17 protein-coding genes are annotated in these 18,837 nt (G+C 39.3%); 10 read left to right on the forward strand and 7 right to left on the reverse strand.

Annotation, left to right across the window (positions count from 1 at the left end; translation table 11 throughout):
* Window positions 1-32 precede the first annotated feature (32 nt).
* From purA to yedE, 7 genes are all read left to right on the forward strand, one after another.
* Window positions 33-1,331, forward strand: a complete 1,299-nt coding sequence (gene purA, locus INP93_RS08325) for an adenylosuccinate synthase (protein WP_005695883.1) — start codon at window positions 33-35, stop codon at window positions 1,329-1,331.
* A 64-nt stretch (window positions 1,332-1,395) separates the two neighbouring features.
* Window positions 1,396-2,061, forward strand: coding sequence for a DUF484 family protein (locus INP93_RS08330; protein ID WP_197544651.1), 666 nt, complete (start codon window positions 1,396-1,398; stop codon window positions 2,059-2,061).
* 163 nt (window positions 2,062-2,224) lie between these two features.
* Window positions 2,225-3,220: an ABC transporter substrate-binding protein gene (locus tag INP93_RS08335; protein WP_049384949.1), complete on the forward strand. Its 996-nt coding sequence runs from the start codon at window positions 2,225-2,227 to the stop codon at window positions 3,218-3,220.
* Between the two features lie 19 nt (window positions 3,221-3,239).
* Window positions 3,240-4,310, forward strand: coding sequence for an ABC transporter ATP-binding protein (locus tag INP93_RS08340; RefSeq protein WP_049365915.1), 1,071 nt, complete (start codon window positions 3,240-3,242; stop codon window positions 4,308-4,310).
* Window positions 4,311-4,321: 11 nt separating this feature from the next.
* On the forward strand, window positions 4,322-6,016 hold the full coding sequence (locus tag INP93_RS08345) for an ABC transporter permease (RefSeq protein ID WP_014065220.1): 1,695 nt from the start codon (window positions 4,322-4,324) through the stop codon (window positions 6,014-6,016).
* A gap of 17 nt (window positions 6,017-6,033) precedes the next feature.
* A complete protein-coding gene (locus INP93_RS08350) occupies window positions 6,034-7,092 on the forward strand; it encodes an ABC transporter ATP-binding protein (RefSeq protein WP_049384950.1) in 1,059 nt (352 codons plus the stop codon).
* Between the two features lie 208 nt (window positions 7,093-7,300).
* Window positions 7,301-8,362: a YedE family putative selenium transporter gene (gene yedE, locus INP93_RS08355; RefSeq protein ID WP_197544652.1), complete on the forward strand. Its 1,062-nt coding sequence runs from the start codon at window positions 7,301-7,303 to the stop codon at window positions 8,360-8,362.
* Window positions 8,363-8,455: 93 nt separating this feature from the next.
* Here the strand turns inward: yedE and ilvN are convergent, their stop codons facing one another.
* The 3 genes from ilvN to fabB form a co-directional block, all read right to left on the reverse strand.
* On the reverse strand, window positions 8,456-8,947 hold the full coding sequence (gene ilvN, locus INP93_RS08360; RefSeq protein WP_005695880.1) for an acetolactate synthase small subunit: 492 nt from the start codon (window positions 8,945-8,947) through the stop codon (window positions 8,456-8,458).
* Window positions 8,947-10,671 carry an acetolactate synthase 3 large subunit gene (locus INP93_RS08365; protein ID WP_197544653.1) on the reverse strand — a complete coding sequence of 575 codons (1,725 nt, stop codon included), beginning with the start codon at window positions 10,669-10,671 and terminating at the stop codon, window positions 8,947-8,949. The genes ilvN and INP93_RS08365 overlap by 1 nt, the downstream gene beginning before the upstream one ends.
* A gap of 370 nt (window positions 10,672-11,041) precedes the next feature.
* Window positions 11,042-12,262: a beta-ketoacyl-ACP synthase I gene (gene fabB, locus INP93_RS08370; RefSeq protein ID WP_197544654.1), complete on the reverse strand. Its 1,221-nt coding sequence runs from the start codon at window positions 12,260-12,262 to the stop codon at window positions 11,042-11,044.
* A gap of 182 nt (window positions 12,263-12,444) precedes the next feature.
* Here fabB and mnmC point away from each other — a divergent pair, with 182 nt between their 5' ends.
* The gene (mnmC, locus tag INP93_RS08375; protein WP_197544655.1) at window positions 12,445-14,454 is read left to right on the forward strand and encodes a bifunctional tRNA (5-methylaminomethyl-2-thiouridine)(34)-methyltransferase MnmC2/FAD-dependent 5-carboxymethylaminomethyl-2-thiouridine(34) oxidoreductase MnmC1; all 2,010 of its coding nucleotides are present in this window, start codon (window positions 12,445-12,447) and stop codon (window positions 14,452-14,454) included.
* A gap of 32 nt (window positions 14,455-14,486) precedes the next feature.
* On the opposite strand, the gene INP93_RS08380 is transcribed toward mnmC, so the two are convergent.
* Together INP93_RS08380 and INP93_RS08385 are read right to left on the reverse strand one after the other, a co-directional pair.
* The gene (locus tag INP93_RS08380; protein ID WP_049367498.1) at window positions 14,487-15,161 is read right to left on the reverse strand and encodes a tetratricopeptide repeat protein; all 675 of its coding nucleotides are present in this window, start codon (window positions 15,159-15,161) and stop codon (window positions 14,487-14,489) included.
* 1 nt (window position 15,162) lies between these two features.
* On the reverse strand, window positions 15,163-15,879 hold the full coding sequence (locus INP93_RS08385) for a YwiC-like family protein (protein ID WP_005695874.1): 717 nt from the start codon (window positions 15,877-15,879) through the stop codon (window positions 15,163-15,165).
* 111 nt (window positions 15,880-15,990) lie between these two features.
* On the opposite strand from INP93_RS08385, the gene INP93_RS08390 reads away from it, so the two are divergent.
* Window positions 15,991-16,341, forward strand: coding sequence for a RidA family protein (locus INP93_RS08390; protein WP_049367496.1), 351 nt, complete (start codon window positions 15,991-15,993; stop codon window positions 16,339-16,341).
* 90 nt (window positions 16,342-16,431) lie between these two features.
* A complete protein-coding gene (locus tag INP93_RS08395) occupies window positions 16,432-16,842 on the forward strand; it encodes a Z-ring associated ZapG family protein (RefSeq protein WP_197544656.1) in 411 nt (136 codons plus the stop codon).
* Window positions 16,843-16,901: 59 nt separating this feature from the next.
* Here the strand turns inward: INP93_RS08395 and lolE are convergent, their stop codons facing one another.
* Window positions 16,902-18,152 (reverse strand): lipoprotein-releasing ABC transporter permease subunit LolE, encoded by a 1,251-nt coding sequence (lolE, locus tag INP93_RS08400; protein WP_197544657.1) that lies wholly within the window; start codon window positions 18,150-18,152, stop codon window positions 16,902-16,904.
* Window positions 18,152-18,835, reverse strand: coding sequence for a lipoprotein-releasing ABC transporter ATP-binding protein LolD (gene lolD / locus INP93_RS08405; protein WP_014065207.1), 684 nt, complete (start codon window positions 18,833-18,835; stop codon window positions 18,152-18,154). Before lolD ends, lolE begins: the two co-directional genes overlap by 1 nt.
* Window positions 18,836-18,837: the final 2 nt, after the last annotated feature.

Raw genomic sequence — 18,837 nt, forward strand, 5'->3', positions numbered from 1 at the left:
TTATAAACTTACGCAAACTTAAGGCGGAAATTATGGGAAAAAGTGTTGTTGTTCTTGGCGCTCAGTGGGGCGATGAAGGGAAAGGCAAGATCGTTGATTTATTAACAGATCGCGTTAAATATGTGGTGCGTTACCAAGGTGGTCACAACGCAGGTCACACTTTAATTATTAATGGTGAAAAAACCGTATTACGCTTAATTCCATCAGGTATTTTACGTGATAACGTGACTTGTTTAATCGGTAACGGCGTTGTGCTTTCTCCTGCTGCATTAATGCAAGAAATGGGCGAATTAGAAAGCCGTGGCGTAAAAGTACGTGAACGTTTATTAATTTCAGAAGCTTGTCCATTAATCCTACCTTATCACGTTGCCATGGATCACGCGCGTGAAGCCGCATTAGGTAAAAAAGCCATTGGTACAACCGGTCGTGGTATCGGCCCAGCTTATGAAGATAAAGTGGCTCGTCGTGGTTTACGCGTGGGCGATTTATTCAATCGCGAAGCCTTTGCTGAGAAATTAAAAAATATCCTTGAATACTATAATTTCCAATTGGTGAACTACTACAAAGTAGAACCTGTTGATTATCAAAAAACATTAGACGATGTGTTCGCGGTAGCTGATATTATTACTGGCATGGTAGCAGATATCACAACTATTTTAGATACTGCTCGTAAAAATGGTGACAACATCCTATTCGAAGGTGCACAAGGCACCATGCTTGATATCGACCACGGCACCTATCCGTATGTAACCAGTTCGAACACCACAGCAGGCGGCGTAGCAACTGGTTCTGGTTTCGGACCTCGTAACCTTGATTATGTGTTAGGTATCATCAAAGCATACTGTACACGTGTTGGTGGCGGTCCATTCACCACTGAATTATTCGATGAAACTGGTGCTGAAATTGCCCGTAAAGGTAACGAATTTGGTGCAGTAACTGGTCGTCCTCGTCGTTGTGGTTGGTTTGATGCTGTAGCGATTCGCCGTGCGATTCAACTTAACTCAATTTCTGGTTTCTGTATGACCAAATTAGACGTATTAGATGGTTTCGATGAAGTGAAAATCTGTACAGCTTACAAAATGCCAAATGGTGAAATTGTTGAATACGCACCATTAGCAGCAAAAGATTGGGAAGGCGTAGAGCCAATTTACGAAACCTTACCTGGTTGGAAAGAAAACACCTTTGGTGTGACTGATGTAAATAAATTACCGCAAACTTGCCGTGATTACATCAAACGTATCGAAGAAGTAACTGGCGTGCCAGTCGCTATCCTTTCAACAGGTCCAGATCGTGTTCAAACAATGATTTTACGCGATCCATTTGCGGCCTAAAACCGCATAAAAATAAACCGCACTTTGGCATAACCAAGTGCGGTTATTTTTTAAGGAGTTTTTGATGACTGAACAAGATATTGCTGACTACCTAAAAAATCACCCTGATTTTTTTACCCATCGCCCTGAGCTACTTCAACAGCTTAGTATTCCGCATAGCCATGAAGAAGGGACGATTTCGTTAGTCGAAGCACAGCTTGCTCAGCAACGAGAACAAATCAAAACGCTTACTCAACTCCTCGAAAAATTTCATCAGCTTGCGCATCAAGAAGCAGACATTTTCTTTGCTCTCTTACCTTTGCAGAAAAAACTATTTCAAACAGAAGACTTTATAGCCATCAATGAAAAGCTTGATGACTGGGCAAAAGACTATGAACTAGAAGGTGCTAAAATCTTACTTTTCACTGACAGCTGGCAAAAAAAGGACATCATTCCTGAACAACATTGGCTAGATCGAAAAGCTTTTGAACTCATTCGACTAGAGCGTATGGGTTTACGCCAATTCTATTTAGGCGACCTCTCCAATAAAGAAAAAGCCCTCATGTTCCTTCCTGAAGAACTCCCTATCGGCTCTGTGGCGATTTGCCGTTTAGGTGGAACCTCTCAAAAACCAACCGCACTTTTACTCTTCAAATCTCGAGACACAGACCGTTTCCACAACGACCAAGACACCACATTCCTTCGACATTTAGTTGATATTGTGGAATTGCATTTGGGAAGATGGATTTAGACATTATTAAGTGATCTCTATCACAAATCTGAAAATTATTTAAATTTAGACTTTTATATTCAAATATTTAAGCGTATTTTGTAGGTTAGATGTTTTGGTATAAATGTCGATCGTAGTTTGATCTCATTTACTGATTTTATCCCTATCTCAGTGAGGTTTCATTATGAATAAAAAAATGTCTTTAACATTGATTGCTATTGGACTAGGTATGTCACTTAGTAATATTGCTGCAGCACAAGAAAAATTAATTGTGTACACATCAATGAAGGAATCATTAATTGGAGCATTAAAAGCTAAGTTTACTGAAAAATATCCAGATGTTGAAATGGATTATCAGTCTGCTGGTGCCGGAAAATTGATGGCTAAAATTGCAACGGAAAAAGAATCCGGGAAAATTATGGCTGATGTAATTTGGACAAGTGAAGTACCTGACTTCTTCCAAATGAAAAAGAACGGCATGCTCGAAGCTTATGTTTCCCCTGAAACAAACAATATCGTTAATCCTATCCCTAATTTCGATGGTTCCTTTACCCCAATCCGCCTCGGCACACTAGCAATCGCCTACAATACTCGTTTCGTTAAAGATAATCCACCTGCTGAGTGGGCTGATATCTTAAAACCTGAATATAAAGGTGCATTTGGTATTGCAAACCCTGCATTATCAGGTACGTCATATATGAGTGTTTCTTTATTAAAAGATAAATTTGGTTGGGAATTCTTTGAAAAATTAAAATCAAATAAAGCTAAAGTGGGTAAAGGCGCAGGACAAGTTATCGATGATACTGCATCAGGTGATTTGTTAGCCTCCTTAGCGGTTGACTATATTACCAATGATAAAATCAAAAAAGGTGCGCAATTAAAATTGGTCTATCCAAAAGAAATGCTTGTCATTCCTAGCCCTGCTGCAATCTTAAAAGGCACTGAACACCTTGCAGCTTCACAAAAATTTATTGACTTCTTACTTTCTGAAGATGGACAAAAAATCATTGCTAACGAAGGGACATTACCAGTTAGAAAAGGCGTTGAACTTGATGCTAAATTTGGTATGCCATCTCTAGAAGATGCTGTATCAAGAGCAATTCCTATTGACTATGAAAAATTAATGTCAGAAAAAGAAGAAACAATTAAACATTTCACTCAAATTCTTCAAGGTCGTTAATCAGTAAGGAGTTGTGATTATGGCAACAATTACATTTGAAAACATATGTAAAAAATTCGGTTCAAATGAAGTGTTAAAAGATCTTTCTCTAGTTGTAAAAGATGGAGAGTGCTTTACGCTTCTTGGCCCATCCGGCTGTGGAAAAACTGTCTTATTACGCCTGCTTGCAGGATTTGATGTGCCAGATAGTGGCCGTATTTTAATTGATGATGTGGTTGTTGCCGATCCCGCTACAAACACGGATGTTCCACCCGATCAACGTGGTCTAGGTGTCGTCTTCCAAGATTATGCTGTTTGGCCACATATGACTGTCTTTGACAATATTGCCTATCCTCTTAAATTAAAAAATATTGAAAAACAAGCTCTCCATAAACAAGTAATGGAAGTTGTCGAATTAGTCAATTTAACTGGCTTAGAAGAACGTTTACCTTCTCAATTATCAGGAGGACAACAACAGCGTGTTGCTCTCGCAAGGGCATTAGTTGCTAAACCATCTTTAATGCTCTTAGACGAACCTCTCAATAACCTAGATGCCAATCTTCGAGAAGAAATGCGTTTTGAAATTAAAGAATTACAGAAAAAACTCGGTATTACTATTCTTTACGTAACACATGACCAAGAAATTGCTCTAGCAATATCTGATCGTTTGGCCATTATGAATGAGCATGGTGATATCCAACAAATTGGCACACCATGGGACATTTATGAGCGTTCAGAAAATGAGATGGTGTTTAAATTTATGGGGCTCGCAAATTTCATTCCTGTGAGATACCAAAATAATCATCATTATATTGGAGAAGGTAATCAAATTTTAAACTGGAAAAACTTGCCACCTAACTCAGGGAAATTAGGATGTCGACCTTCCGATATCATACTAAGCAAAAACAATGAAGGTTTACTAGGAAAAATATCAAGAGCCAGCTTTCTTGGCGCGGTAATGGATTATATGGTAGAGATTGATGGTGTAACACTACGAACAGAAATCCCAACTAATAAAGCATTACGTAATAATTTAATGTTCAATGAAGGTGAAAATTGCTTTATCAGTTTTCATGATTTGCTTTGGTTTGATTCTGCTAAAGAAATCTAGAGGGGTTTATTATGGCTACAACTATTCAAAATAATCATCCATTCAATATTGCTAACGTTATTCTAGCCTTATCCATCGGTATCTTAGTGATCGTTGTTGCGGTTCCTGTTTTACTTATTTTCCTCAATTCTTTTTGGGTTGATGGACAATTTAATATCACCGATGTGGTGAATATTCTTAAGCAAGAAGAAACCTATGAAGCATTACTCAATTCACTTTTCATCGCATCTGGCGTAACTGTGATGAGTACGATCATCGGTACATTTTTTGCTTGGTTAGTGACTCGAACAGATCTACCTTATAAAGGTTTTATGAAAGTGATGTTCCTTGTACCTTTTATGCTTCCTTCTTTCATTGGGGCATTAGCTTGGAAAATGTTACTTTCACCACGTTCTGGCTACATTAACCAATTCTTCATGGATTTAGGATTTGATGGACCTATTTTTAATATCTATAGCTACGCCGGTATTATGGCTGTAGAAACGATGTATCTTTTCCCATTCGTCTTTATCCAAGTCTGTGGTGCATTGGAGCGCATGGACCCTACATTAGAAGAATCAGCGAGAATCTCCGGCGCAAGCCTCTTTACCATTACACGTAAAATTACTATTCCACTCGTCATGCCAAGTATCCTTTCTGGTGCATTACTCATTATGCTCTATTCTATGGCTCACTTTGGTACAGTTGCTGTACTAGGCGTAGAAAATGGTATTTTTAACATTCCAACCCTCATTTATGAACGTATTCACCAAAGTGCGGGTAGTTTTGAAGCCATTCGTACCGGTACTGTACTTGCAACTGTTTTAGTATTCACTGCGGCACTGATTATTTGGTTACAAAACAAAATCTTAAATAAAGGTCGATTCCAAATTATTGCAGGTAAAAGCTTTAGACCTATCGAAGTAAAACTTCGTGGTTTAAGAAAACCATTGCTTGTTATTTGCTTACTCTACATCGCCTTTACAATCGTATTGCCTACAGTCACGATTTTCCTTGTTGGCGGATTAAAAACCTATGGATTACCAATTACATGGGAAAATCTCACATTAGATAACTATAAATTCATCTTATTTGAATGGCAGTTAACAAAAGATGCAATTCGCAATAGTGTGACTCTCGGTCTCGCGGCAGCACTTATTACTATGTTTGCAGGGGTAATGATTTCTTATGTTATCGTTAAAATGCGTGTTCGCGGAAAAGGCATCCTTGAGTTCTTAGGGATGTTACCATTCTCCGTACCTGGCTCTGTAATTGCTCTTGGGGTGATCCTTGCCTGGAGTGGTAAATTTGGCATCAATCTCTACAACACAGTTTGGATTATTTTAATTGCCTATATCGCTCGTTATATGGCTTTCTCACTCAAAGCCAACTCTGCTGCACTTGAGCAAGTGCATGATTCATTAGTTGAAGCTTCTCGAGCATGTGGAGCAAGTATGTGGCAATCTTTAAAAGATATTGTTATCCCACTCGTAAGACCAGGGATGATTGCCGCTTTCTTCCTGATTTTCCTTCCTGCTCTACGTGAATTGACTGTTTCTGTTATGTTATATGGTCCTTCTACACGAACCATTGGTGTCGCAATTTATACTCTAAATGAAGACGGTGAAACCGTTTATTCTGCAGCATTAGCGGGTATTGCCCTAATAATTATTGTGTTAGGTCAAACTGTTATTAAACGTTATGCTGAAAAGAAAACTCAAAAATAGAAGGTTAGGAGTAAAAGATGAGCTATATTCAATTAAATCATGTCATGAAAAAATTTGGTGATGTTATTGCCATTGAAGATCTTAACCTTTCTATCGAAAAAGGCGAATGTTTCTCTATGCTAGGGCCATCAGGTTGTGGAAAAACAACTACCCTACGAATGATTGCAGGCTTTGAAGACTTAGATGGTGGGGAGATTAAAGTCGGTGATAAATTACTGTCATCGAAGAAAAACAATTTCTATCTCCCGCCAGAGAAACGCAATTTTGGCATGGTCTTTCAGGCCTTTGCGGTATGGCCACATATGACGGTATATGATAACGTTGCCTTTCCGTTAAAACTCAAAAATATTTCAGCCCAAGAAATTGAAAAACGAACAACCGATGCGCTAAGACACACTAATTTACTTAGTGTTGCCAAGAAAAGCCCTGATGATTTATCTGGTGGAGGAAAACAACGTGTGGCACTTGCTAGAGCATTAGCAATTAACCCAGACGTCATGTTACTAGACGAACCATTATCAAGCTTAGACCCACATCTTCGCGAAGAAATGCGATTTGAAATTAAGGCATTACAGAAAAAATTTGGGTTCTCAATTATTTATGTGACGCATGACCAATCTGAAGCAATGGCACTTTCAGATCGTATTATGGTTATGAAGAAAGGGGCGGTACAACAAATTGATACCCCATTAAATATTTATAACAACCCCGCTAACAAGTTTGTCTTCAATTTTATCGGATTATCAAATCAATTAAATGTAAACCTGTCATCACAAGGTATTCATATTGATAAAATTGATGGTATTTTTAATCTTCCAGAAATGCCAAATAATGACTTACTTTCACAAGGGAAAGCCATATTAGCAAGCCGTCCATCTGATATTGAATTTGTTCAACAAGGTGGAATTCCTGGTGTCGTAAAACGTCGTTCCTATCTTGGTGAAGTGACGGATTATAATATCCAAGTTGGTGATCAAGATATTCGTGTTCAAATTGGACGACGAGATACTGGCCCGAAAGAAGGGGAAACATGTCAGATAGCCTTTGAACATCTGCATTGGTACCCAGCTGAATAATATATCCTAAGTGCGGTTAAATTTAACCGCACTTTTATTTTTTGTGATAATTAAACAAGCTATCCTAATTATCAACTAATCTTTGATCCCGCTCACAATTTCAAAAAAATAAACTTTCTTTATTTTTCAACTCTTTCTACAATACCTTTGTTTTTATTATTAAAAACACACAATTCAATTTAACTTCAGATATCACAAGGGTCTAATTATGAAAATTTTAACTTGGCCTGTGGTTGCAGGTGCTGCACTTGGTATCGTTGCGCCACTTCTTACTTACAATGGCAATCCTGGTAATATGGGATTTTGTGCGGCTTGTTTCTTACGCGATACAGCAGGATCGCTTGGATTACACCACGCTGCCCCATTGCAATACCTTCGCCCAGAACTCATTGGATTAGTTTTAGGAGCACTCGCCAGTGCATTCTTATCTAAGGAATTTAAACCTCGTGGTGGCTCTGCCCCACTTGCTCGTATTAGCTTAGGCTTTTTTGCGATGCTTGGTGCGCTCATTTTCTTAGGTTGTCCATGGCGTGCTTATTTACGATTAGGTGGCGGAGATCTCACTGCAATTGCAGGTATCGTAGGATTATTTGCTGGCGTATTGGGTGGCATTTTCTTCGCTAATCGAGGATTCTCATTAGGTAAATCTAAGGAACAAAGCCAATCTTCTGGCTTAATCGGTCCAATCTTTGCTGTCATTTTGCTTGTTTTAGCCTTAACCCAATTTAAATTTGGTGAAAATCTAGCAATTTACACCTCTGAAAAAGGCCCCGGTGCACAACATGCGGCTATTTGGATGTCACTAGCTGGCGGATTACTTCTTGGTGTGCTGATGCAAAAATCGCGTTTTTGCACAATTGGGGCATTCCGAAACGTTGTCCTCTTCCGTGATGCACATTTATTAAATGGTGTGATTGCACTGATTGTCTTTGCGGCAATAACCAATGCCTTACTAGGCCAATTCCATTTAGGCTTTGAAAAACAACCTATCGCGCATAATGACTATCTCTACAATTTCCTTTCTATGGCGCTTTGCGGACTTTGCTTTGCATTAGGCGGTGGTTGCCCAGGCAAACAATTAGTCAATATTGGTGAAGGAAATAATGACTCAGCATTATTTGTGCTCGGTATGCTACTGGGTGCAGCTGCGGCACATAACTTTGGTTTCGCAGCCGCTCCTACTGGCGTTCCAACCTTTACGCCTTATGTTTTACTTGCCGGCTTTGCAGTTTGCTTATATATCGCATTAACCAATAAATCTGAAGCTTAACATCCATTCAGAATAAATAAAAAGGAAGCCAATCATGACTTCCTTTTTTCGTTTTCAAAAGTGCGGTCATTTTTAACCGCACTTTCCACATCATTAGAGAATATTTTTCTCACCACGGGAAAGACTAATTAAGCCTGAACGAACAATCTCAAGTAATGTACTTTCTTCCTTCACAGCCTCAACAAAAGCATCTAATTTGTCTTTTGTACCTGTTAATTGAATTGTGTAGGATTTTGTTGTTACATCCACAATCTGCCCACGGAAGATGTCGGCTAAACGTTTTAGCTCATCGCGTGATGAACCCGTTGCTCGCACTTTCACTAACAATACTTCACGCTCAACGTGCTCATGTTCACTCAAGTTAATAACTTTAAACACATCCACTAATTTGTGAAGTTGTTTTTCGATTTGCTCAAGCACTTGCTCATCCCCTACCGCTTCAATCGTCATACGAGAAAGCGTTGGATCATCGGTTGGTGCCACAGTTAAGCTTTCAATGTTAAATGCACGTTGGGAAAATAAGCCGACCACACGAGATAATGCACCGGATTCATTTTCTAATAAAACAGATAAAATTCTACGCATTATTCTTTCTCCTCTTGTGGTTTGCTTAAAATCATCTCATTCATCGCCCCGCCGCGAACTTGCATTGGGTAAACGTGTTCGGTTTCATCAACGTTAATATCAACAAAGACCAATTTATTTTTAATACTGAAGGCTTCTTTTAATTTGCTTTCTAATTCATCTGGTGTCGAAATTTGAATTCCCACATGACCATAAGATTCGGCTAACTTCACGAAATCCGGTAAAGAATTCATATAAGTTTGAGAATGGCGGCCAGAGTAAATTAAATCCTGCCATTGTTTTACCATGCCTAAGAAGTGGTTGTTCAAACAAATTACCACAACAGGAATACCATATTGCGTTGCTGTTGAAAGCTCTTGGATATTCATTTGAATACTGCCATCACCCGTTACACAAACTACGGTTGCTTCAGGATGCGCAAGTTTCACCCCTAATGCAGCCGGTAAACCGAAGCCCATGGTACCTGCACCACCTGAATTGATCCAACGACGCGGTAAATCAAATGGATAATGTAATGCGGCAAACATTTGATGTTGGCCTACATCCGATGCCACATAAGCTTGGCCTTTTGTAATACGATATACCGCTTCCATCACTTGCTGTGGTTTGATGACGCCTGAAGTACGGTCGAAATCCAAGCATTTTTTCGCTTTCCATTCATCGATTTGTTTCCACCAATCTTCCAAGTGATTTTGCGGACGCGAACCAATTTCTTCACCTAATAAGCTTAAGAACTCATCCAATACATTTTTCGCGTTACCTACAATTGGAATCGCAACAGGGACGTTTTTAGAAATAGAGGTTGGGTCAATATCAATCTGAATCACTTTTGCATTCGGGCAATATTTATCTAAGTTGTTAGTGGTTCGGTCATCAAAACGAACCCCAACACCAAGAATTAAATCACTTTCATGCATCGCTGTATTGGCTTCATAAGTCCCGTGCATCCCAAGCATACCTAAGAATTGTTTATCGGTACTTGGATACACACCTAAACCCATTAATGATGAGGTAACCGGTAAATTTAAACGTTGTGCAAATTGCGTTAATTCTTCATGACAGCCTGCTGCAATAGCACCACCACCGACGAATAAAACCGGTTTTTTAGCCACTAATAATGCTTTTAACGCTTTCTTAATTTGACCTTTGTGACCATTTACCGTTGGATTATAAGAACGAAGCTCAACAGATTTTGGATATTCGTAAGGATATTTTAAAGTTGGGTTTACCGTATCTTTTGGAATATCCACAACAACGGGACCAGGACGACCTGTTGAGGCGATATAAAAGGCTTTTTTCAAGATACCTGGAATGTCTTCTGCTTTTTTAACAATAAAGCTGTGCTTAACCACTGGACGAGAAATCCCCACCATATCACATTCTTGGAACGCATCACGGCCGATTAAGCTACTCATTACCTGACCAGAAATGATCACCATTGGCACTGAATCAGTATAAGCGGTTAAAATACCCGTAATCGCATTGGTTGCACCTGGTCCTGATGTCACTAACACACAACCTACTTTACCGGTCGCACGTGCATAACCATCTGCCATATGCACCGCAGCTTGCTCATGACGGACTAAAATATGTTCAATCCCACCAAGAGTATGGATTGCATCATAAATATCCAATACGGCACCGCCTGGATAACCAAATAAATACTCAACGCCTTCGTCACGCAAAGACTGAACCACCATTTCCGCACCGGATAATTTCTTCATATTTTACTCCTAAAACTGACTGCACTTTTATTTGTTACGATTCGTGTCAAAACAATGGAAACATCATACCGAAAGAAAATAACTTGTCTAGCATTGCAAAAGTCTAAAAAAACAAATTTAAAAGCATTAAAATCCACAAAAATCAAAAAATAAAGTTTTTAATAAAGATTAAAAATAAAAAACATAGAGAATCGCGTTTTTATATAGATTTTTATAAAAATAAAAAAATTTTATTCTTTTATTCAAAAATTTGAACTAGATCACATTTTAAATGTTATTTTTTCTTATGAGTTGAAGGAAAAGAATCGATGACAAGAAAAAACCGCACTTGGAAGCCCCAAAGTGCGGTTAGATTTTAAGAGTTTTTTAATTAGCCGTTATAGCGTTTAAACACTAAAGTCGCGTTTGTACCACCGAAACCAAAGCTGTTTGACATTACAGTTTGTAAGCCTGCATTTTCTTTTGTTTCAGTCACGATATTGCAGCCTTCTGCCGCTTCGTCTAATATTTCGATATTAATGCTTGGTGCAATGAAGTCATTGTGTAACATTAATAAGGTATAGATTGCTTCGTGTGCACCTGCTGCACCTAAAGAGTGACCAGTCATTGATTTGGTTGAAGAAATCGCTGGGATTTTGTCACCAAATACATTTTTAATTGCACCTAATTCTTTTACGTCACCAACTGGTGTTGATGTACCATGTACGTTGATGTAATCAATTGGAGTATCCACAGTTGCCATCGCTTGTTTCATACAACGTTCAGCACCTTCACCACTTGGTGCTACCATGTCGTAACCATCAGAGGTTGCGCCATAACCTACGATTTCAGCGTAGATTTTTGCGCCACGTGCTAATGCGTGTTCTAATTCTTCAACCACCACAACTGCACCACCACCTGCGATAACGAAACCATCACGGTTTGCATCGTAAGCACGAGACGCTTTTTCTGGGGTATCATTGTATTTAGTTGAAACTGCACCCATTGCATCGAATTCTGTTGCACATTCCCAAGATAATTCTTCCGCCCCCCCCGCGAAAACCACATCTTGTTTACCTAATTGGATTAATTCAACTGCGTGACCGATACAGTGTGCTGACGTTGCACAAGCAGAACTGATTGAGTAGTTCACACCACGGATTTTGTAAGGAGTTGCTAAACAAGCTGATACACTTGAAGCCATCGTTTTAGTTACTGCGTAAGGACCAATTGCTTTCACACCGCGTGGACCACGTACTGCATCACAAGCCACTAATTGGTTGTGAGCTGAACCGGTACCCGCACCGATTACAAGACCTGTACGGTCATTTGAAACTTGATCTTCTGTTAAACCTGAATCTTCAATTGCTTCACGCATAGAAAGGTATGCATAAGCTGCCGCATCACCCATAAAACGATACACTTTACGATCGATGTGCTCGCTTGGATCAAGTTTGATTGTGCCGGCAACATGGCTACGCATTTTCATTTCAACAAACTCAGGCACGACTTCAATACCAGATTTACCTGCTTTTAATGAAGCCAAAACTTCTTCTTTGTTGTTACCAATACTTGAAATAATACCAAAACCAGTAATTACAGCTCTTTTCATTCTTTATTCCTTATGATTTAGGGGAAATTTAATTCAACTTACAGTTGTTAGCTGAACGCAATTTACTATGAAATGAAAATATTGCAAGCAATAATTCATTTGTTCGACCAGTTAAGTTTTAACCGACTCAAAATTTCCGTGCTATTATAAAAGAATTTGATAAGGCAAAAAAGGGCTAACACATGTTCACCATTCAGCATGCAAAAATTCATTTTAACCAAGAGAATACGCCTATTTCGGATAAATTCGATGATGTGTATTTTTCTAATCAAGATGGTTTAGCGGAAACCCATTATGTGTTTTTAAAAGGTAATCTGTTGTGGGAACGTTGGATTCATTATCAAGAAGCCCATTTTGTTATTGCTGAAACGGGGTTTGGCACAGGATTAAATTTCTTTGCAGTGACCACACTATTCCGTGAATTTCGTCAAAAATACCCAGATTCTCCTTTAAAACGCCTTTATTTTATCTCTTTTGAAAAATACCCTTTGCCACTTGATGCATTACAACAAGCCCATTTAGCCTATCCGCAATTTTCTCACCTCGCTCAACATCTACAACAGCATTGGCTTAATCCTATTCAAGGTTGCTATCGTTTTCATTTTGATGAAACTACGTTAGATCTTTGGTTTGGTGATGTGGCTGAAAATCTGCCACAGCTTGGCGATTATATGAATGATAAAATTGATGCCTGGTTTTTAGATGGTTTTGCGCCAAGTAAAAACCCCGATATGTGGAACGAGCAGCTTTATCAACAAATGTTTCGCTTTACTAAGCTACAAGGCACCTTTGCGACCTTTACCGCGGCAAGTGCGGTTAGAAAAGGCTTAGAAGCTGCTGGCTTTGATGTGACAAAACGCAAAGGCTTTGGTAAAAAACGGGAATGTCTTTCTGGGCAAAAAACGCATGAAAAACTGACCGCACTTTCTGCTCCCTGGTTTCAGGGTCAACCAGCCAATCTCAAAGAAGAAGATATTGCCATTATTGGTGGCGGGATTGCCTCACTTTGTACGGCTATCTCCTTGCTTAAACGCGGCGCCAAAATTACGATTTATTGCGAAGATGAGCAAACTGCCTTAAATGCCTCTGGCAATAAACAAGGCGCTTTTTATCCGCAACTGAGTGATGATAACGATCGCAATATTCGTTTTTATATTCATGCTTTTGCCTATGGTCATCAATTCCTACAATGGGCAATTCAGCAAAAAATCGAATTTGAACATGAGTTCTGTGGTGTCGCGCTTTGTGCTTACAATGAGAAAGCTGAAAGTAAATTAAATAAAATCGCTGAGCTGAACTTGCCTTCTGATTTATATCAGTCATTAAGTCCAACTGAATTAAGTGAAAAAGTGGGGTTACCGTTACCTTTTGGGGGCGGTTTTATTCCTCGAGGTGCTTGGCTTGCACCACGTCAGTTGGTTCAGCATGCTTTTGCCTTTTTAGAAAAACAAGGTGTCCAAATTAAAACATCACAAAAAGTAACCGCACTTTCGCAAACAAAACACGGTTGGCAAATCACCACAGCTGAAAATGAAACTTTCTGCCATGAAGTGGTTGTTTTAGCAAACGGGCATAAACTCACTGATTTTGAACAAACACAAAAACTGCCACTCTATCCTGTTCGCGGACAAGTGAGCCAAATTCCGACATCGGAAAACTTACTTAAACTCAAAACTGTGTTGTGCTATGACGGCTACCTGACTCCAGTCGATCAAGCGAAGATCAGTCATTGTATTGGCGCAAGTCATGTTCGTGATAATGCGACTCGTGAATTTAGCCTAACTGAACAGCAAGAAAATCAACAAAAAATTCAGCAAAATATCTCTGAAGATTGGACAAAAGAAGTAGATACATCGGGCAATCTTGCTCGAATCGGTGTGCGTTGTTCGGTACGTGATCTCACACCAATGATGGGGGCTGTTCCGCATTTTTCAGCTCAGCAAACACAATATCAAAATTTGTTTAATTTGCGCCGCCGTAAGCAGCCAATAGAACAAGCTGAAAACTACCCTAATCTCTATTTAATCGGCGCATTAGGCTCTAGAGGATTAACCTCTGCACCGTTGTTAGGGGAAACACTGGCTTCCTTAATTTATGGCGAGCCCTTACCGATGAGCGAGGATTTGATTCATAACTTAATCCCAAACCGCAGTTGGGTCAGACGCTGGTTGAAAGGAGCTGACGTGAAATAAAAAAGTGCGGTTAAAATCAACCGCACTTTTTCTTAATATAAGCTTAAACGTTGTAATCGCTGTCTGGCAATTTCTTTGATTTCATCCTTTTTCGCCGTATTCATAATTTCCAAATAAAGCAATTTGGCCAAACCAATATTCACTTGTGTCCCAATTCCCTCTTCATACAAACGAGCTAAACGGAATCGTCCTTCATTGCTGCCTGCATTTGCCGCTTTCTGGAACCATTCAAAGGCTTTGGTAAATTCTTTCTGATTGGTATAAATTTCTCCTAATGTAAGCATAGCATCGGGATCTTTTGTTGCACTGGCTTCAAATAATTTAATCGCTTGAGCGGTATTTTGTTTCACATAGTTGTTGCCGTTGAAATACATGACCGCCAAATTATTGATGGCTTTAATACTGCCTCGCTCAGCAGCTTCGCTAAACCACCAATAAGCCAACTCTTTATTTTCATCCACTCCACGGCCTAAATTATAAAGCATCCCTAAATTGCTTTGCGCTTGTAAATTACCTTCCAACGCAAGAGGATACATAATTTCAAAAACGGCTTTCCAATCTTGTTTCTCTGCCAGTTTTTGCGCCAGATCCATTTTTTGCTGATCCGTCATTTGCGCTTTATCAACCAAATCAATGGTTTTCATGGCAAATGCTGAACTGCTTAAGGTGAGCGTGGCGAGGAGTAAAAGTTTGGCTAATGTCTTCATCTTATAACGTCGCTATCAATAAAATAATCAAAAAAATGGCGGATGTTCCGAATTCTATTAGACCGACTTGTTTCACTGAAAGTTTCTTGGTGGGTAAATAAATGGCACGAATTAACGCCGGCACGAAAGCAAGTGACAAGACATATTGTTGGGTAAACAAGCAACCGAGTACACAAAGCACGTGGAAAATAATGGAGGCTTTGAGATAAAGCGGATTTTTACGTTCACGCATCATTGATTTTACGTAAAGCGTGGTGCCAATAAAGAATAAGCTTGGATACAGCGCCACCCACCAGATTTTTTCGTCAAAAGTGCGGTCAGAAAAATAATAGGATCCCATACCTGCAAGAGCAAAAATTGCAATACCCGCTAAATCATTGAGAAGATTGCGTTCATCTTTTTTCTTGGTGTAATAGATACTCACCAATACAAAAGGAAACATGGCCGCAATAAAGAAAAGAATTTGCCAGTTATAAAAAATGGCAGGAAGAGCAAATAAAAAAGCCGCAACCCCATAGATGATGGTCCACTTTTTATATTCCGCCATATTTTTGCCTTTAAAGAGACTAAGCATTGGGTAACTCAGCAAATACATGGTGAACCAAGCTAACAGCAAAAAGAAATGCGCCCAAACAGGTGAAGCTAATAACATACCGTAAACAAAAGGCAATAATGCCATCACAATGGCGCCATATTGATTCGAAATCAGGAGTTTCATAGTTTCCTTTAGTTGATAAAAATTCTCAATTATTTTATCTCACAATTTCTTGATTTACAAAGTCTAAAACCACCTTTAGAATGGAATTATCTTCATCAAAAAGGAGCCATTATGTCGATTCAACGCATTCAACCAAGCAAACGCTTTTCTGAAGTGGTCATTCATAACAATACTGCCTATTTTGCAGGCCAAGTACCGGAAAAAACCGTTAAGCAAAATGCTTACGAGCAAACCAAAGAAGTCCTTTCACTGATCGATAAATTATTGGCAGAAATTGGTTCTGAAAAAAGTAAAATTCTTACCTCGCAAATCTTCCTTGCTGATATGGCGGATTATGCTCAACTCAACCAAGCATGGGATGAATGGGTAGATAGCCAAAATCCACCAAGCCGAGCAACGGTAGAAGCGAAACTTGCAGATCCTGATTGGAAAGTTGAGATCGTAATTATTGCAGCTGTGTAAGCACAGCTTTTTCAAAATGTGATCAACCGCAAAGAAACTTTTTTGTTTTTCCTTTACACTAAACACTGAATTCAAAAGAAGGAGTAATGTATGCAATCATGGATACCAGAAATATGGCAAGCCGCTGTGATTGGGCTTGTGGTTGGCGTAATCTTAGGCTATTTATTATTACGTTTAACGAAAGGCTCAGTTAAAAAACAAGTTCAGACAGAAGCTGAGCTAAAAGAAGTGAAAACACAGTTAAGCGATCAACAAGCACAACTTGAAAAACATTTCGCGGAAAGTGCCGAATTATTTAAAACCTTAATTGGTGATTATCAAAAACTCTATCGTCACTATGCAGTTTCATCTGAAACCTTACTTGGTAATAAACCCGCCGACAAAGGTTTGTTTACCCAGCAATTGGTGACCGCCTCATCAGAAAGTAAATCTGAAGAGCCACCGCGTGATTATTCTGAAGGTTCATCTGGCTTATTAAAAACAGATAAAGAAAACCAATAATGATTAATGGTTGAACAATAAAAAAATCAGGGATTAAATACTTAATCCCTGATTTTTTATTAGTGATTGCTCAACACTTGAGCCGGTTGTAACTTCGCGGCTCGACTGGCTGGATAAAGACTGGCGAGTAAACTCAATACCAATGCCGCCACGAGAACTAATACAACATCGAACCAATGTAATTCGCTTGGTAAGAAATCAACGAAATAGATGCCATCTGATAACAGTTTTTTACCAAGTAATGCCTCGATGCCTTGAATAATCGGCGTGAGATTCAGTGCAAGTACGACACCTAACACGATACCAATCAGACACCCTTTCATTCCTGCAAGCAAGCCATACCAAATAAAGATCTGCTTAATAAAGCCATTATTTGCCCCCAGGGTTCGCATAATCGCAATATCACCTTGCTTATCTTTTACCGCCATAATTAAGGTAGAAACGATATTAAAACATGCTACCCCAATTACAAGCACCATGGCGATATACATCACTGTGCGGATAAGCTGAATATCACGATACATATAGCCAAATTTTGCCACCCAGTTTTGGATATAAAGCAGTTGCGGATAATCATTCAGCATCGAATAATCCATTTCTTGTACCTTGAATGGATCATCAACTTTCAATTCAACACCGGTAATTTGATCTTCGCGATACCCCATTAATTCTTGCGCTTGAGGTAATGCCAGTAAGGCATAACTGTGGTCTAACTGACCATCTAAACGTAAAATAGCGGTCACTTGAACACGCTCACGATTAGGTTGAGCCATTTGATCTTCGTCATTCGGTTGAGAGATTAATAACGACACCCAATCGCCTGCTTTAACATCTAACTCTTTGGCAATACCAGAGCCTAACACTAATCCGCCTTCTTCTGCGAATTTCTGCCAGCCATCACCTTCCACAAACTTCCCAAGAGAGCTCACTTGATCTTCAGCTTGTTTATCTACCCCTTTCACTTGCACAACTTTAAGTTTATTGCCATTTTCGACTAAGGCAGTAAAACTCACAAAAGGCGAAAGTGCGGTAATTTTTTTGTTTGTTTTTAGACGTTCCGCTAGGTTCCGCCATTGGTTTAATGTGGCTTCATTGTCATGTGGATTTACCGTGATTTCCGTATGTGGCACGACAGCTAAAATACGCGAGTTTAATTCTCGCTCAAACCCATTCATGGCACTTAACCCCACAATCAACACCGCTACGCCAAGAGCGATACCAATTGCAGAGAATTTTGAAATTAACGCTACCAACGGATTCTTTTGCTTGCCCCGCTGATAACGCCAACTAATGAAAAAAGGCGTATTCATTATGCACCTTCCTTCAAAATGCCGTCTTGCATGGTTAAGCAACGAGACAGTTTTTGTGCTAATGACATATCATGTGTCACCAATAAAAACGCAATATTTTGTTCCGCATTCAAGGTTTGAATTAACTCAAAAATACTTTCTGTAGTTTTATGATCTAAGTTACCCGTTGGTTCATCAGCCAAGACAAGAGCAGGATTATTCACTAATGCACGAGCAATCGCCACACGTTGACGTTCACCACCCGAAAGGGCTGATGGACGATGGGTAATGCGATGACTTAAGCCTACTGCACCCAATATTTTTTCAGCACGATCTTTTGCTTCTGTTTTATTCTGACGACCAATTAACATTGGCATCATCACATTTTCCAATGCGGTAAAATCTGCCATTAAATGGTGAAATTGATACACAAAACCTAGATTTTGGTTACGTAATTTAGCCAATTCACTTTCAGACGCCTTTTGCAAAGATTGTCCTTTAATAAACACTTCCCCACTGCTTGGCTGATCTAAGCCACCTAAGGTGTGCAATAAAGTACTTTTTCCTGAACCCGAACTCCCTACAATCGCCACTAATTCTTGTGGTTTCATGGCAAAGCTTACGCCTTTTAATACTTGGGTTTGGTTCTCGCCTTCTTGGTAAAATTTATTAATATTTTGGCATTCTAATAAGTAGTTATTCATAT

The organism is Haemophilus parainfluenzae (genome assembly GCF_014931415.1).
GTDB classification, from domain to species: Bacteria; Pseudomonadota; Gammaproteobacteria; order Enterobacterales; family Pasteurellaceae; genus Haemophilus_D; species Haemophilus_D parainfluenzae_AF.

What these genes read in the sequence shown, in the direction of transcription:
- mnmC (WP_197544655.1), top strand. Translation starts at nt 12,445, where the DNA reads ATGTTCACCATTCAGCATGCAAAAATTCATTTTAACCAAGAGAATACG.
- fabB (WP_197544654.1), bottom strand. Translation starts at nt 12,262, where the DNA reads ATGAAAAGAGCTGTAATTACTGGTTTTGGTATTATTTCAAGTATTGGT.
- INP93_RS08335 (WP_049384949.1), top strand. Translation starts at nt 2,225, where the DNA reads ATGAATAAAAAAATGTCTTTAACATTGATTGCTATTGGACTAGGTATG.
- INP93_RS08380 (WP_049367498.1), bottom strand. Translation starts at nt 15,161, where the DNA reads ATGAAGACATTAGCCAAACTTTTACTCCTCGCCACGCTCACCTTAAGC.
- lolD (WP_014065207.1), bottom strand. Translation starts at nt 18,835, where the DNA reads ATGAATAACTACTTATTAGAATGCCAAAATATTAATAAATTTTACCAA.
- INP93_RS08345 (WP_014065220.1), top strand. Translation starts at nt 4,322, where the DNA reads ATGGCTACAACTATTCAAAATAATCATCCATTCAATATTGCTAACGTT.
- INP93_RS08330 (WP_197544651.1), top strand. Translation starts at nt 1,396, where the DNA reads ATGACTGAACAAGATATTGCTGACTACCTAAAAAATCACCCTGATTTT.
- INP93_RS08350 (WP_049384950.1), top strand. Translation starts at nt 6,034, where the DNA reads ATGAGCTATATTCAATTAAATCATGTCATGAAAAAATTTGGTGATGTT.
- INP93_RS08385 (WP_005695874.1), bottom strand. Translation starts at nt 15,879, where the DNA reads ATGAAACTCCTGATTTCGAATCAATATGGCGCCATTGTGATGGCATTA.
- yedE (WP_197544652.1), top strand. Translation starts at nt 7,301, where the DNA reads ATGAAAATTTTAACTTGGCCTGTGGTTGCAGGTGCTGCACTTGGTATC.
- purA (WP_005695883.1), top strand. Translation starts at nt 33, where the DNA reads ATGGGAAAAAGTGTTGTTGTTCTTGGCGCTCAGTGGGGCGATGAAGGG.
- lolE (WP_197544657.1), bottom strand. Translation starts at nt 18,152, where the DNA reads ATGAATACGCCTTTTTTCATTAGTTGGCGTTATCAGCGGGGCAAGCAA.
- INP93_RS08365 (WP_197544653.1), bottom strand. Translation starts at nt 10,671, where the DNA reads ATGAAGAAATTATCCGGTGCGGAAATGGTGGTTCAGTCTTTGCGTGAC.
- INP93_RS08395 (WP_197544656.1), top strand. Translation starts at nt 16,432, where the DNA reads ATGCAATCATGGATACCAGAAATATGGCAAGCCGCTGTGATTGGGCTT.
- ilvN (WP_005695880.1), bottom strand. Translation starts at nt 8,947, where the DNA reads ATGCGTAGAATTTTATCTGTTTTATTAGAAAATGAATCCGGTGCATTA.
- INP93_RS08340 (WP_049365915.1), top strand. Translation starts at nt 3,240, where the DNA reads ATGGCAACAATTACATTTGAAAACATATGTAAAAAATTCGGTTCAAAT.
- INP93_RS08390 (WP_049367496.1), top strand. Translation starts at nt 15,991, where the DNA reads ATGTCGATTCAACGCATTCAACCAAGCAAACGCTTTTCTGAAGTGGTC.